We start from the raw sequence: 14,412 nt of genomic DNA, 5'->3' as shown, positions 1-14,412 counted from the left end.
GATTCGATGTCGAATACGCCACACAGCAACACTTCGTGATCAAAAGCTGACTTTTTGAACTACCTTTCTATTTGGCTTCGTACCAGTTGAGACCGCTGCTTACCTCCGCCTTAAGCGGTACGGACAGCTTAAGCGCCTTTTCCATCGTTTCCGGCACAAGCTTGGTCATCACTTCAAGTTCTTCCGGCGGCACTTCGAATACAAGTTCGTCATGTACCTGAAGGAGCATGCGGCTCTTTAATCCATGGCTGCTAAGCGCTTCGTCCATCAGCACCATCGCCAGCTTGATAATATCGGCGGCCGTTCCCTGGATCGGCGTATTCATAGCCGTTCTCTCGGCAAAGGAACGAAGATTAAAGTTGGACGCATTGATTTCCGGCAAATACCGTCTGCGCTCCAGCAGCGTCTTAACGTACCCGTCCCGCTTGGCATCACGGACGATTTCGTCCATGTACTTGCGCACGCCCTCGAATGCGTCAAAATACTGATCGATAAACCGGGCCGCTTCCTTCCGGGTAATATTCAGGTTCTGTGACAATCCGTAATCGCTGATCCCGTACACAATTCCGAAATTGACGGCTTTGGCCGAGCGGCGCATGTTGGCGTCAACCTGATCCGCGGAAACCCCGAATACGTCCATCGCGGTTTTCGTGTGAATATCCATATCGTGCAGGAACGCTTCCTGCAGGCCTTTGTCACCCGAAATATGGGCGAGAACGCGCAATTCGATTTGCGAGTAGTCGGCCCCCAGAATGAGCCAGCCTTCCTCGGAAGGAACGAACACCTTACGGATCTTCCGCCCTTCTTCCATACGGATCGGGATGTTCTGCAGATTCGGATATTGACTGCTCAGTCTGCCGGTAGCCGCAACGGTCTGCCGGAAATACGTATGCACCTTACCCGTTTCGCTGCGGATTTCCTTCAACAGACCCTCCACATAGGTGGACTGCAGCTTGGCCAGTTGGCGATACTCCAAAATATATTGGACGATATCGTTATAAGGCGCCAGCTTCTCCAACACTTCCGCATCGGTGGAATACCCCGTTTTAGTCTTCTTGATCACGGGCAATCCCAGCTTATCAAACAGAATTTCACCCAATTGCTTCGGTGAATTCAGATTAAATTCTTGTCCCGCGATTTCATAAATCTTCGAAACCAGCTTGCTGATCTGAGCTTCAAACTCCTTGCCCAATTCCACCAAATCATCGCGGTTGACGGCCACTCCCTGCTTCTCCATGTCCGCCAAAATCCGGGACAGCGGCATTTCCAGATCGTAAAAGAGAGAACGCATCTCGTTCTTTTCCAGTTCGGCCTCCTGTAGAGGAACCAGCTTTATAATGGCATCGCATTTGCGCGCCAAATGCTGGCTGAGCACTTCTTCATTCGGGACCTTGAACTTGGCGCCTTTTCCATATACGTCATCATCCGAGGCCAGGCGGGAAATCCCGTACTTCGTGGACAGGGCGCTTAGCGTCTGGTCGTTTTCGGTCGGATCGAGCAGATAAGCGGCAAGCTCGATATCAAAATTCGCGCCGGCAAAAGAAATCCCTTCCCAATGCAGGGTCAGGTCGGTCCGGTGTAAATTATAGCCGCGCTTCGGTACATTTTCGTCCTTGAGCCAAGCCAGAATGGGACCCGCTTCCTCGCTCTTTAAAAACTCCGGCGAAATGTAAAAGTGGCGCTCCGGAGTGGACAACACCATACCCATAAGAATGGCGTGATGCGGATTTTCACCGGATGATTCCACGTGCAAGTCCTTGATTTGCGGCAGCAATTCACCCAATTCCGGCATCACGGCAGCGTTCACGATCGTAACATCCAAATCTTTGACCGGTTCAGCCGCTTCATGGCCGGCTTCGCTGTCTCCGCCCGTAAATGACAAACGCTCCAGCAAGGATTTGAATTCCAGCTTACGCAGCATCGGAACAGCGGTTTCTTCCTTCAGACCGGTGAATGTCATGTCTTCCCAAGAACGCTCAACCGGCACTTCCCGGAAAATCGTGGCGAGCCGCTTGCTCATCCGCGCATCCTCTGCATGATTCACCAGATTTTCTTTCATTTTTCCCTTCAGTTCATCCGTATGCGAAAGTACTTCTTCCACGGAACCGAACTGATGCAGCAGCTTCAGCGCCGTCTTCTCTCCAATGCCCGGCACCCCGGGGATATTGTCGGAAGCATCGCCCATGAGACCCTTCAAATCAATGATTTGAAGCGGACTAAGCCCGTATTTTTCTTCAATCTCTTTAGGACCGTAAGGCTCAACCTCGCTGATGCCCTTCCGGGTCAAAGCTACAGTGACCTTATCGCTGACTACTTGCAGCATGTCCTTATCCCCGGTAACGACAAGCACCTCGCGTCCCGAGTCTTCTCCCTGTTTGCTGATCGTGCCGATGATGTCATCCGCCTCATACCCGGACAACTCAAACCAGGCGATGCCGAGACTTTCCAGCAGCTCGCGCATCAGCGGAAATTGCTCCGACAGCTCGGACGGAGTTTTCTCGCGTCCGCCTTTATATTCCTGATAGCCTTCGTGCCGGAAAGTTTCCTTACCCGCATCAAACGCGACCAGAATATGAGTCGGATTCTCCTCCTGAATCAAGCGCAGCAGCATATTCGTAAAACCGTATACGGCATTCGTGTGCAGGCCGCTGGAATTAGTCAGCGGGGGCATTGCGAAAAAAGCGCGATAAATAATGCTGTTGCCGTCTATAAGAATCAATTTTTCCATATGACACCTCGTCCTTCAGCATACTCCTGTACCTATTCTAACACATGGACTCCTTTTATAAAAAACAGACTTTAAAAAGAAAGAACGCCGAAAAATCAGCGTTGTTTGGCGTTCGGAGCCTCTGGCGCTTTGTAATCAAGAGTTAGCCCGAACGAAAAACCGGCCCCTGTCAAAGACAGGAGCCGGAAATGAGATTTAATAATTAAAAAGATGTCGGAGGATTCGTAATGTAAGGGGCTTTGCCCGGAGTGGAATGCTGATGATCCGCAGCAGGCTTAAGCTCGGGAGCCTGACCTTGAGGCTGCGGCTTCGCCACATACTCGAAGTTCCCCGTGCCGTCGTAGAGCGGCCCGTTTGCCCAGCGGCCCTGACTGCTCTCTTCCCCTTCGGAGAAGTTCAAGAATTGACGGCTGGCTTCCTCCACGATCAGTTCTCTTGGAAATGAAGCCGGCGCGATCGGTCCGTCCATTTGTTCAATCTCTTCGATAGCCGCTAACCATTGGTTTTGGTGCAGGATATCGCGGGCGATCATAAAGGAAAGCATTTCCCGAATCCCGGGATCCGTCGTCTGCTCGTATAACCGCACCACCTGAACCAAACCTTGGGATTCGGCATTCAGATTGGCGCGGAAGTCCGCCAGCAGATTGCCGCTGGAGACGATGTAACGCCCGTTCCACGGAAATCCGTTACTATCGGAAGGCGTAGCTCCCAAACCGGACACGATCACGTGCTGCGGATTCATGCCGCCGAGCGCCGCTCCGATCAACGGGTCCTTCGCGAGTTCATCGACCTGATCCGCGGGAGCTCCGTCCAGCAATTGGGAGATCATCGTGCATAACATTTCAACGTGCCCGATTTCTTCCGTGCCGATATCGAGCAGCATATCGCGGTACTTGCGGTCCGCACGGCAGTTAAAACCTTGGAACAAGTATTGCATCATGACCGACATTTCTCCGTACTGACCGCCTAATACTTCCTGCAACTTCCTTGCATAAGCGGGATCGGGTCTTTCGGGTTTCGCCTTGAACTGGAGTTCTTTGATGTGAAAAAACATGATATTCCTCCTTATGTTCATGAGATGCTGTATGATCCGTTAATTTACTTACCCTTCTCAGTCAAGGCGAATCAAGACACGTTGCCGAAGCATTCGTGCATGATGCCTGGATTCGTCAGGAAGGTCGGTCTATACGGCAAGCGGAGGAGGATCTATTCCATGTTCATCGTTGGAGCTCTCGTCGATGCGATTATTGGTTTAAATCAGGGCGGTGTCCCGTCACGAGATAAACCGTACTTTCCCCGATATTGGTGGCATGGTCGGCAATCCGTTCGATGTAACGTCCTACCAGAGTCAAAAGCATCGCCTGCTGAAGCTCGCCGGCATGCTCAACCATATGGGCATACAAGTCCCGGATGATCTGACTGTACAAATGGTCAACCTCATCGTCATCCTTTGCCATCTTATAAGCCAAATCCGTATTCTCGTCCAAATAGGATTGCAGCGACTCCTGAACCATGACGACGACCAGTTCGGCCATTTTCGGAATGTCCACAAGCGGTTTGATCAATGACTGGCCTTCCAGGCGAATCGTCACCTTCGCAATATCGATGGCCAGATCGCCCATCCGCTCCAGGTCGCTGGAAATTTTGAAAGCCACGATAATACGACGCAGATCCTTGGCTACCGGCTGCTGGGTAACAATCAGCCTTGATCCTAGATCCATCACCTGTTCTTCCATTTGATTGAGGATGATATCCCGCTCAACGATTTTCTTTGCTTCCTTGGCGTCAAAGGTTTGAAGAGCCGTAATCGATTCGGTCAGCGCACGCTCCACATGCTCACCCATTTGCCTGAGTAATTGCCGCAAATCCTCCAGATTCTGATCAAATTCCTTTCTTTGAATCATCTTAAGTTGCCTCCTTTATTATCCGAACCGGCCGGAAATGTAATCTTCAGTACGCGAATCCCGCGGGGTCGAGAACAGGGTTCTCGTATCGTCAGCCTCAATGATTTCCCCATTCAGAAAGAAGACGGTTCGATCCGAAATACGAGCTGCCTGATGCATGTTATGCGTAACCATAACAATCGTAAATTTATCTTTCAGTTCCTGGACGAGCTCTTCGATCTTCAGTGTGGAAATTGGGTCCAGCGCAGAGGTCGCTTCATCCATCAGCAAAATTTGCGGATGAACCGCGATTGCCCGGGCAATACAAAGCCGCTGCTGTTGTCCTCCTGACAAGCTCAGCGCAGAGCGTTTGAGGAAATCCTTCACTTCATCCCAAAGCACCGCTTGCCGCAGACTTTGCTCGACGATTTCGTCCAGTTCGGCCTTGTTCTTCGTTCCGTGCAATCTTGGACCGTAAGCCACATTGTCATAGATGGACTTAGGAAAAGGATTGGGCTGTTGGAACACCATTCCTACCTGTTTGCGCAGCGTTTCCACTTGGACATCGTCGCCGTAAATTTCTTTGTCTGCGATTTTAACGGACCCTTCGATTCTTGTGGCCGGAATCATGTCGTTCATCCGGTTCAAGGTCCGGAGCAAGGTCGACTTCCCGCATCCCGACGGTCCGATGAAGGCGGTGATCGCTTTTTCCGGAATATCGAGCTTTACATTTTTCAGCGCATGAAACTGGTCATAATACAAATTTAAATTTTCAATATGAATAATCGGCGTCATGACATTTCTCCCATAGTATATTGTCAAATATGAAACACGGACATCGCCCAAAAGCGAGCCCGTGCCGGATCTTAGGTAATTAGGTACATGACGATTTTACCTTTCTTATGTAAAGAGGATTAAGCTGAATTGTAAACGCTGTGTAAAATTTATACTCCTCCCGTTTCGGCAAGTCTCAATAATTCCCGGCGCACCAAACCGGTGGTGAGCGCAGCGGTCCCGGATGAACGTACAACCTCTTCTCCCCGCTTCTCGTTCTGGTAAGCAGACTCGACAAGCAGTCCGAAAGTATTTTCGGCTTTCTCCACCCTGCCTAGACTCTCTTCCATTTCTTTAGCGGTGGACACTGCGGAGTTGGCGGTTTGATCGACCAGGCCGCCTACCTGCTCCAGCGTCGTTCCGATTTCCCCGGACAGCTTCTTCGTCTGCTGGGACAGCTTTCGTACTTCGCTGGCTACAACCGCGAAACCGCGCCCATGCTCCCCGGCATGCGCCGCTTCGATGGAAGCATTCATCGCCAGCATACCGCTTTGGTCAGCCAGTTCCCGGATTCTTGCGGCAACCTGTGATATCTCTGCAGCACGTGCGCTGAGCTCGGTGACCTGCTGCTCCTGCGAACGGGTCATGTCCGCTACCCGGGTAAATGAAGCTTTCACTTCCTCAAGCTCGAGCCTGCCTGCGGAGGCCAGTGAAGTCATTTTTCCGGATTCCGTTAAGCTCCGCTTCGATGCTCCCGAGGCCTCTTCCACCGCACGCAATATTTCCTCCACCCGATTCCGTGTCTCGCTTATCGCCGAACGGCGGGCTTGCTCCGCTTCCCGCTGCAGATCCCTCGACAGCAGCATCAAATCCTGAACGGTCAATATGCCCCTAAACCGTCCTTGCTCCGTTACGATCATGCTGTCATAGAACTGATGGCCCTCACGGTTCAATGCGGCATCCAGCAGCTCCGCAGCGGAAATGGACAGCTCGCATACAAGCGGGCGCCGCTCCGAGAAGTCCTTGGCGGGCCGTTCATAGAACAGGTCGGCTGCGAACCTTCCCGCCAGGTGGCGGTAAAACGTATCCCGCATAATCAGGCCGACCGGGGAGCTATAATCATCACAGATTACGATACAGGGAAGATCCGGCTGTTTTTGAAACATCCGCAGCACCTCTTGGCACAGTTCCCTTGGATTTATTACCGGCACGGTCCGGCAATAAGCCTCCGCTGAGACCCCACTTTCTCTTATTAATTCAAGGACTGCCTGGTTGCTCAATTCTACCACTCCTCATCCCTAATAAAACTAGAGTATGCCTGAATGATAGACCAATAGTGTTAGGGGAATGTTTGCAGGACGAAAGCACTATGTAAAATAGGCCGATATTCCTTGGTTTGATAAACAAAAAGCCCATCATTCCAAAATCAATGATGGACCGTTTTTTTCTTATTAACCACAAGCTTGTACCCGACTCCCCGGATCGAATCGATATGAACGGATCCCGGATCGAGCTCGAGCTTTTTGCGGAGCGAACTGACATGTACGTCGACCGTGCGCTGGCCACCGATATAATCAAATCCCCAGACCGCGTTCATCAGATCGTCCCGGGTCATTACCACCCCAGGCTTGCGGGCCAGGTACAGCAGCACTTCAAACTCCTTAGGCCGAAGCGTGATCTGTTCTCCGTTAAGAGTCACTTCGTATTTCTCGGGATAAACCGTCAATGCGCCAAGAGATATTTGAGCCTCAGACTGCACTGGAGAAGGCTCCCGCTCTTCCTGCCCATTCGAACGCCGGAGAACGGCAGCTACTCTGGCCAAAAGCTCGGCAACGCCGAACGGCTTGGTGATGTAGTCATCCGCACCTGACTTCAAGCCCTCGACGACCTCTTCCTCCGCATTTTTGGCTGTCAGAATGATGATCGGCGTCTTTACGCCTTCTCCCCGCAGCTTGGACATGATTTCAAACCCGTTCATGCCGGGAAGCATCAGGTCCAGCAAAATGAGATCAAACTCCTCCTGCATCGCCGTATCAAAGCCGATCTGCCCATGCTCGGCCACAACCACTTGGTATCCTTCACTCGTTAAATTGTAAGACAGCAGTCTCGAAAGCGTCGGTTCATCCTCTATTACCAACAATCGCTGCGTCATAGTTACCCCCATTTTCTCCAAAAGTTACGACCTATCCGTTACACGTTATCAAACAAGCCAAGCATAACATGGATATGTTAACGGGGTGTAAAAATATAAAAATACTGAAAAGTCGCATACTATGTTTTCTTGATGTAATTATTCGGCCTCATAGCCCTCCTCTTCATGCTGCTGCATAAACGGAAGCTCCAGAATAAAGGAGGAGCCTTCGCCGACCTTGCTCTCTACGCGGAGCGTGCCGTGGTGCAGCTCTGTCAAATGCTTGACGATGGACAGTCCCAGGCCCGTTCCCCCGGAGCTGCGCGACCGCGCCTTGTCTACCCGGTAGAACCTTTCGAAGATCCGCGGCAGGTCTTTCTTAGGAATCCCGATGCCGGTGTCGCTGACTGCGATCCGGACTTTCTCCTCATCCCCGTCGACGTCGATAACATCGACATCAACTTTAACCCTGCCGCCTTCCAGCGTGTAATTGATCGCATTGGAGAGCAGATTCATGAAAATTTGCTTTAATCGGTCCTCATCGCCTTCAATGAACAGATGTTCAGGAATATCCTGCACCATAACGATCGACTTCTTGGCGGCGGCAGGCTGCATCATTTCAAAAATGCTGCCGAACAGCTCCTTCAAATGGACCGGCGCATATTCGAGCGGCACCCGCTTCGATTCGATCTTGGACAGCTCCAGAATGTCGCCGATCAACCGGTTCAGACGCTCTCCCTCATCATGGATGATCTGCAGGAAGGAGCGCCGGGTTTCCTCATCCGGCACGCCGCCGGCCAGCAGCGTCTCCGCGAACCCTTTGACCGCCGCAATCGGCGTCTTCAATTCATGGGACACATTAGCGACAAACTCGCTTCGCATGCCTTCCAGGCGCCGGATGTCCGTCACGTCCTGAAGGAGAAACAGCATACCCCTGTAGCTATTGTCATCTTCAAACATAGGGACCCCGTCAAATTGAAGCACCCTCTCCTCGGGCGCATATACATTCCGCTCGACGCGAAGGAACTCCTTGCGAGAAATTCCTTCTTCAACGAATTTCATGAACTCGTAATTCTGCTTCAAGTCCTCATAAGGCATTCCAAGAATATGCTCGCTGCGGACATGCAGGATGGATTCCGCTTCACGGTTGATCAAGGCAATTTTACCGGCACAATCGATCATCATGATGCCGCCGGTCATATTAGCCAGCACGCTTTGCATCAAGTCTTCATTGTCATGGATGACCTTAAGCTGCTGCTGAAGACTGTCGGCCATTCCGTTAATAGCCTGGCCCAGTTGCCCGATTTCATCCCGGCGGTCCAAATTCACCCTGGCGTCATAATCAAGCCCGGAAATCCGGTTCGCAACCCGGGTGATATGCTCCAATGGTCTGGTTAGCCCTGAGGCTACCCGATAACTGACGAAGGCTGCTGCCAGGAAAAGAAGCAACAGACCTCCTCCCATCAGGTACCATCCTTTATTCAGTTCTTTGCCAACGGCCGCCAAACTCATCGATAGCCGGATATAACCGTCGAATCCGGCATCGGTTTTCACATGCCGGGCGACATAGAGCATGTCTTCGCCGATCGTCTCGCTATGCCGGATCGCGCTGCCGACCTTGTCGCTGGACGCCGACTCGATCTCCTTGCGTTTCTTGTGGTTGTCCATCTCCCCGGGCAGCATTTCCGAATCACCGATGACTGTGCCGTCCAGATTAATAAAGGTGATCCGGGAATCGATCAGTTGGTCCAGTTCCTGCGCTTTGGCAGTGTAGTATGATACTGCTCCCGGGTCATCCACTGGAATAAAAGAAAATGTACTTTCAAGCAAATTGATTTCCCGTGCCATATTTTCTTCCAGGGCACGGATGTGGGAATCCTTGAACACCTGCGCCATCGACAATCCCGCCGCAAGCATTGAGACTCCGATTAAACTCATTAAGATGAAAATCAGGCGGGAACGAAATGTTTTCATGTTATTTGAACACCGCTTCTTTAAACGTGGCCAGCTTTTCCAAAGACTCTTTTTCTACTCCGGCATGCAGGCTCTCCCCATGCGAATCCATCGTAACGATCGCCGCAAAACCGTCGACCTCCAAATGCCACATCGCTTCCGGAATGCCGAATTCCATGAAGTCGACGCCGTTAACCTTCTTGATGCACTCCGCATAATATTGAGCCGCTCCGCCGATGGCGTTCAAATATACCCCTCCGTGCTCTTTAAGCGCGGCAAGCGTCTTCGCGCCCATCCCGCCCTTGCCGATGACCGCACGGATGCCGAACTTCTTAATAATGTCGCCCTGATAAGGCTCCTCCCGGATACTTGTCGTAGGCCCGGCCGCTTTGACATGCCAGCCCTCTTCATCCTTAAGCATGACCGGTCCGCAATGGTAAATAACCGCGCCATTCAAATCGACGGGCGCATCATGATCCATCAGGTATTTGTGCAGCGCATCGCGTCCTGTATGCATTTCACCTTGAATGATCACGACATCCCCAACGCGGAGGCTGCGGATCTGCTCTTCCGAAATCGGCGTTTGCAGCACGATTTCCCGTCCCTTAGGCGGAACGGAACCCGCGGCGGCGGTTTCATTCTGTTGCATCGGCTCTTCCATGGCTACTTCGCTGCCGGAAGGATATAACCAGCCACCGATTTCTCCTGTTACGGGATCCATTTTTACGCCTTGCCGGCGGAAAGCCCAGCAATTGTATGCTACGGATACGAAGAAGCTTGCCGGAAGGCGGTTCGCCGTTCCGATTTTGCAACCCAGCAGCGTTACCTCGCCGCCGAAGCCCATCGTACCGATGCCCAACTGGTTGCCCGCCTCCATGATATACCGTTCCAGCTGATCCAACTCCGGAACCGGATTGACGTCATCCACAGCACGGAACAACTGTTGCTTCGCCAATTCATAACCGGTCGTCCGGTCGCCGCCGATACCTACGCCGATAAATCCGGCGCTGCAGCCTTGCCCCTGAGCCTGATACACCGCATGCAGAATACACTTGCGGATGCCGTCCAAATCCCGGCCCGCGCGGCCAAGCCCCTCAAGTTCAGCCGGCAGGCTGTATTGGATGTTTTTATTTTCACAGCCGCCGCCCTTTAGGATCAGCCGCATATCGATATAGTCCTCTTCCCATTGCTCAAAATGAATCACCGGTGTGCCTGAACCCAAATTGTCGCCGCTATTCTCGCCGGTAAGCGAATCGACTGAATTCGGCCGCAGCTTGCCGTTCTTGGTTGCTCGTTGAATGGCCGATTTAATGTCTTTTTTCAGTTCGATCTGGTTCACGCCAACCGGAGTATGCACAATAAATGTCGGCATCCCGGTATCCTGACAAATCGGGGAAATTTGCTCCTCGGCCATATTAATGTTCCGGGTAATGGTCGACAAGGCGAGTCCTGCGCGAGTTTCCTGGTTTTCCATCGCCCGGCCGCGATTTACCGCCCTCCGGACATCCCCGGGCAGGTTCGTAGACGTTTCCACAATTAATTGATATACGCTCTCTTCAAACTGATGCATGATCCAAGTTCCCCTCTCTTGTCTTCGAATTCATTGCAGGTTATGTCTAACGTATTTTTGCGGATAGCATTCTCTTCTTCAATAGCTTTATAATATCATAGTACCTAATCAGAGGTTGAAAATATATTCAAATATATCATCCCGAAAAGAGAGGTTTCTCACTGATGAGCTACCATTTTTCCGCTTATATGTATCGCCTTCGTTCCATCCGGCGCTGGAGCCTGATGCGAAGCACCGCTCCCGAAAACGTGGCGGAGCATTCCTTCCATGTTGCCCTGCTCGCGCATCTCCTGTGCGAAATCGGAAACGGAATGTTCGGACGCCATCTGAATGCAGAACGTGCGGCCACCCTGGCCTTGTTTCACGATGCGACCGAGGTGTTCACCGGAGATATTCCCACACCCGTCAAGCACCACAATCCGAAGCTGCTGTCCAATTTCCGGGAAATGGAGGGCATCGCTGCGGAACGGCTCTTATCCATGGTCCCTCCCGCCTTGCAGGAAACGTACGCCCCGCTTCTCTCCCCGGGAGATCACTCCGGACCATCGGGAGATGCGGAATTAATGAAGATGGTGAAGGCTGCCGACACGCTGGATGCCTACTTGAAATGCGCTTGGGAGCTGACTGCCGGCAACCGCGAATTCGCCGTCGCCAAGCAGCAGCTTCTGGATAAGCTGGATCGCTTGAATCTGCCTGAGACCGCTTATTTCCTGGAGCATTTCGCTCCCAGCTTCGAAATGACGCTGGATGAGTTGTCAGAGGATGGACCTTCCTCGGCATTATAAGAGGTTGTTCAAAAAGTCATCTTTCCACGACGAAGCAGATCATTACGAATTATAAGGTTAATCAAAAAACAGGCCTTGTCTTCGAATTTAATTTCGAAGACAGGCCTGTTGAGGTTTTCCTTATAGCTTACTAGCCATTTACGATTTCGCCGCCATTGATATGAAGCACTTGACCGCTCATATAGGAGGAATCGTCCGAGCCCAGATATACATAGGCTGCAGCCAGCTCTTCCGGTTGACCCGGGCGCTGCATCGGCGTGTCTCCGCCGAACTTGGACACTTGCTCGGCGTCAAACGTGGACGGAATGAGCGGCGTCCAGATCGGACCGGGAGCTACCGCATTGACGCGGATCCCCGTCTTGCCGACGATGTTCATCGAGAGCGCGCGTGTGAAGCTGACAATCGCCCCCTTGGTCGAAGAATAATCGATCAAGGTCGGATTTCCCTTATAGGCGGTAACCGATGCCGTATTAATAATGGCGCTGCCTTTCTTCAAGTGCGGTAGCGCGGCCTTCACAAAATAAAACATCGAAAAGATGTTCGTGCGGAACGTCCGCTCCAGCTGGTCCGAGGTAATATCCTCGATGCCTTTCTGCGGATGCTGCTCGGCCGCGTTATTGATCAGAATATCGAGGCCGCCGAGCGTTTCCACCGTCTGTTTCACAGCTTGTCCGGCAAAACTCTCGTCGCCGACGTCGCCTGGAATCAGCAGACATTTACGCCCTTCCTGCTCAATCTCCGACTTTGTTTTATTGGCATCCTCATGTTCATTTAAATATACAATCGCGATATCGGCGCCTTCCTTGGCATAAGCCAAGGCAACCGCACGCCCGATTCCGCTGTCGGCCCCGGTAATCAGCGCGACCTTGTTCCGCAATTTCCCTGCGGCCAGATAAACCCCTTCATATTCGGGGCGTGGATGCATTTCCGATTCTATTCCGGGCTGCTGGTTCTGATGCTGTGGAGGCATTGTTTGTTTACCTTGTCCATTTCCTGACATGATTCATTCTCCTTCCACTGTCTAGTAGTCCATGATCATCTGCACGTCTTAGGATAAGCCAGCATGCTTAAGCTTATGCCAAAGCATATACAGACAGGAATCATACAAATGGATTATTCCCACTCAAGAACTAACTTACCACCGGAAGGAAAAAGCCAAACATTCACAGACTTTAAGCTGATATGTCAAAATGCTGAAAAAACGCGGAGTCATCCCGAATTCGTCTCTCTTCGTATTTACTTCTGGACAAGGCCGTCCGCTCCAAAATTTCGCTTTCATTTTGTAATATTGCCGGTCCAAAGATCCGGGAAACCAGCTCTCTGCAACGCTCGATTCGCGTACTGGTGAAGTGAAGATAAGCGATATTCAGCAGGTCTTCCCCCCATCTGCTGCCGCTGTCGTCGCAAGGATAATTTTGCCGATAGACCACCTTTAACGAAACTCCGGAAACGAACCGGCAGCTTCCTCCAAGCAACCAGAGCCGGAGGGAAAACTCGGCCGTCTCCAGCTCTTTGCCAAGAAATCCTTCCTCCATTCCTCCGATCTCCTGAAATCTGGCGTGACCGACGGCAAAACATTCCCTAGATAACCAAGGTATTTCGCCAAGCGCTTTGTTCTCCGAAAAAACTTGGAGCGACTGAAGCAGCGCTCCTTCGTAGCGATACTCGGGCTCAATCCGGGAAGTTTCGTGAAGTTCCACTTCGGGCGAAACGCAGTCCGCTTCTCCAAGGATTACTGGTTCCAGCAGCGATTCCATCCAATGATCTTCGAAATAAAGTCGGGGGCTGCAAAAGATCAGATAGTCTCCTGAGGCGTGAGCGGCAGCCAGATTGCGCGAAGGAAGACCGGGCTGGCCTTTTAGGAGCTTGATAGGCCGGGGGAAATTGTAATTCATCAAAAAATCGCAGCATCCGTCAACAGAGCCTTCGTTTACAATGATCACTTCATAACGTAACGAGGTCATAGAAACCTTTAGCGATTCCATCGTCATGAGGAGATCTACTCCGCTATTTTTGACCGTGATAATGATTGATACCTGGGCTTGGGAAGGCATGATAATTCTCCTTAGGGTCGGAAATCATAAATTATGCGCGACATTAGGATGAGTTAGTATAACTGCTTCTGGATTCCATAATAACCCATTTCATGCTTTCAGTAAACAAAAACAAAACTGATAGTTTATTATCTTTACCTCTCATACTAACTATGGTAAATACAGGAGGGGTGTTATGGACTACGATGCTCTAGGCAGAAGATTGCGGCAGGAACGGCATAAAATGAATTGGACCCAGGAAAAACTCGCTGAAAAAGTCGAGGTTTCCGACGCATACATAGGACAAATCGAGCGTGGCGAGCGGAGCCTGTCTTTGGAAACTCTGGTCAAGCTGGCGAACCAACTTGGGGTAACCGTTGATTATTTGCTGCATGATTCGATTGAGATCACCGATGACCGGTTTATGAATCAAATCCGGCAAATTATGCTGAGCCGGTCGCCTAAAGAAAAACAGCTTGCGCTGGACGTCATCAAATTGATGTTTGCCCACCTGGACGATATGGATCCATCATAATCGCTATGCACACAAAAAAG

At 51.4% G+C, this 14,412-nt stretch carries 12 protein-coding genes; 2 read left to right on the top strand and 10 right to left on the bottom strand.

Annotation, left to right across the window (positions count from 1 at the left end; translation table 11 throughout):
• Positions 1-67: 67 nt before the first annotated feature.
• The 8 genes from polA to KB559_RS06895 all read right to left on the bottom strand — a co-directional run bounded on the left by polA (position 68) and on the right by KB559_RS06895 (position 11,039).
• Positions 68-2,728, bottom strand: coding sequence for a DNA polymerase I (polA, locus tag KB559_RS06930; protein ID WP_211021015.1), 2,661 nt, complete (start codon positions 2,726-2,728; stop codon positions 68-70).
• 202 nt (positions 2,729-2,930) lie between these two features.
• On the bottom strand, positions 2,931-3,782 hold the full coding sequence (locus KB559_RS06925) for a manganese catalase (RefSeq protein WP_211021014.1): 852 nt from the start codon (positions 3,780-3,782) through the stop codon (positions 2,931-2,933).
• A 190-nt stretch (positions 3,783-3,972) separates the two neighbouring features.
• Positions 3,973-4,632 carry a phosphate signaling complex protein PhoU gene (phoU, locus tag KB559_RS06920; protein ID WP_211021013.1) on the bottom strand — a complete coding sequence of 220 codons (660 nt, stop codon included), beginning with the start codon at positions 4,630-4,632 and terminating at the stop codon, positions 3,973-3,975.
• Positions 4,633-4,650: 18 nt separating this feature from the next.
• Complete coding sequence (gene pstB, locus KB559_RS06915; protein WP_211021012.1) at positions 4,651-5,406, bottom strand: phosphate ABC transporter ATP-binding protein PstB; 756 nt, start codon at positions 5,404-5,406, stop codon at positions 4,651-4,653.
• 149 nt (positions 5,407-5,555) lie between these two features.
• Positions 5,556-6,551: a methyl-accepting chemotaxis protein gene (locus KB559_RS06910; RefSeq protein ID WP_211021011.1), complete on the bottom strand. Its 996-nt coding sequence runs from the start codon at positions 6,549-6,551 to the stop codon at positions 5,556-5,558.
• A 260-nt stretch (positions 6,552-6,811) separates the two neighbouring features.
• Complete coding sequence (locus tag KB559_RS06905) at positions 6,812-7,537, bottom strand: response regulator transcription factor (RefSeq protein ID WP_211021010.1); 726 nt, start codon at positions 7,535-7,537, stop codon at positions 6,812-6,814.
• 138 nt (positions 7,538-7,675) lie between these two features.
• On the bottom strand, positions 7,676-9,490 hold the full coding sequence (gene pnpS / locus KB559_RS06900; RefSeq protein WP_211021009.1) for a two-component system histidine kinase PnpS: 1,815 nt from the start codon (positions 9,488-9,490) through the stop codon (positions 7,676-7,678).
• 1 nt (position 9,491) lies between these two features.
• Complete coding sequence (locus KB559_RS06895; RefSeq protein WP_211021008.1) at positions 9,492-11,039, bottom strand: fumarate hydratase; 1,548 nt, start codon at positions 11,037-11,039, stop codon at positions 9,492-9,494.
• 164 nt (positions 11,040-11,203) lie between these two features.
• On the opposite strand from KB559_RS06895, the gene yfbR reads away from it, so the two are divergent.
• Positions 11,204-11,824: a 5'-deoxynucleotidase gene (gene yfbR / locus KB559_RS06890; RefSeq protein WP_211021007.1), complete on the top strand. Its 621-nt coding sequence runs from the start codon at positions 11,204-11,206 to the stop codon at positions 11,822-11,824.
• A gap of 130 nt (positions 11,825-11,954) precedes the next feature.
• On the opposite strand, the gene KB559_RS06885 is transcribed toward yfbR, so the two are convergent.
• Both KB559_RS06885 and KB559_RS06880 read right to left on the bottom strand, forming a co-directional pair.
• The gene (locus tag KB559_RS06885) at positions 11,955-12,824 is read right to left on the bottom strand and encodes an SDR family oxidoreductase (RefSeq protein ID WP_211021006.1); all 870 of its coding nucleotides are present in this window, start codon (positions 12,822-12,824) and stop codon (positions 11,955-11,957) included.
• Positions 12,825-12,996: 172 nt separating this feature from the next.
• Complete coding sequence (locus KB559_RS06880; protein ID WP_211021005.1) at positions 12,997-13,878, bottom strand: glycosyltransferase family 2 protein; 882 nt, start codon at positions 13,876-13,878, stop codon at positions 12,997-12,999.
• Between the two features lie 175 nt (positions 13,879-14,053).
• On the opposite strand from KB559_RS06880, the gene KB559_RS06875 reads away from it, so the two are divergent.
• The gene (locus KB559_RS06875) at positions 14,054-14,392 is read left to right on the top strand and encodes a helix-turn-helix domain-containing protein (protein ID WP_211021004.1); all 339 of its coding nucleotides are present in this window, start codon (positions 14,054-14,056) and stop codon (positions 14,390-14,392) included.
• The last annotated feature ends 20 nt before the right edge of the window (positions 14,393-14,412 follow it).

The organism is Paenibacillus sp. Marseille-P2973, assembly GCF_018101095.1.
Classification (GTDB): Bacteria; Bacillota; Bacilli; order Paenibacillales; family Paenibacillaceae; genus Fontibacillus; species Fontibacillus vini.
The sequence above is the reverse complement of the archived record's forward strand: the minus strand, read 5'-3'. Positions and strand labels throughout refer to the sequence as shown.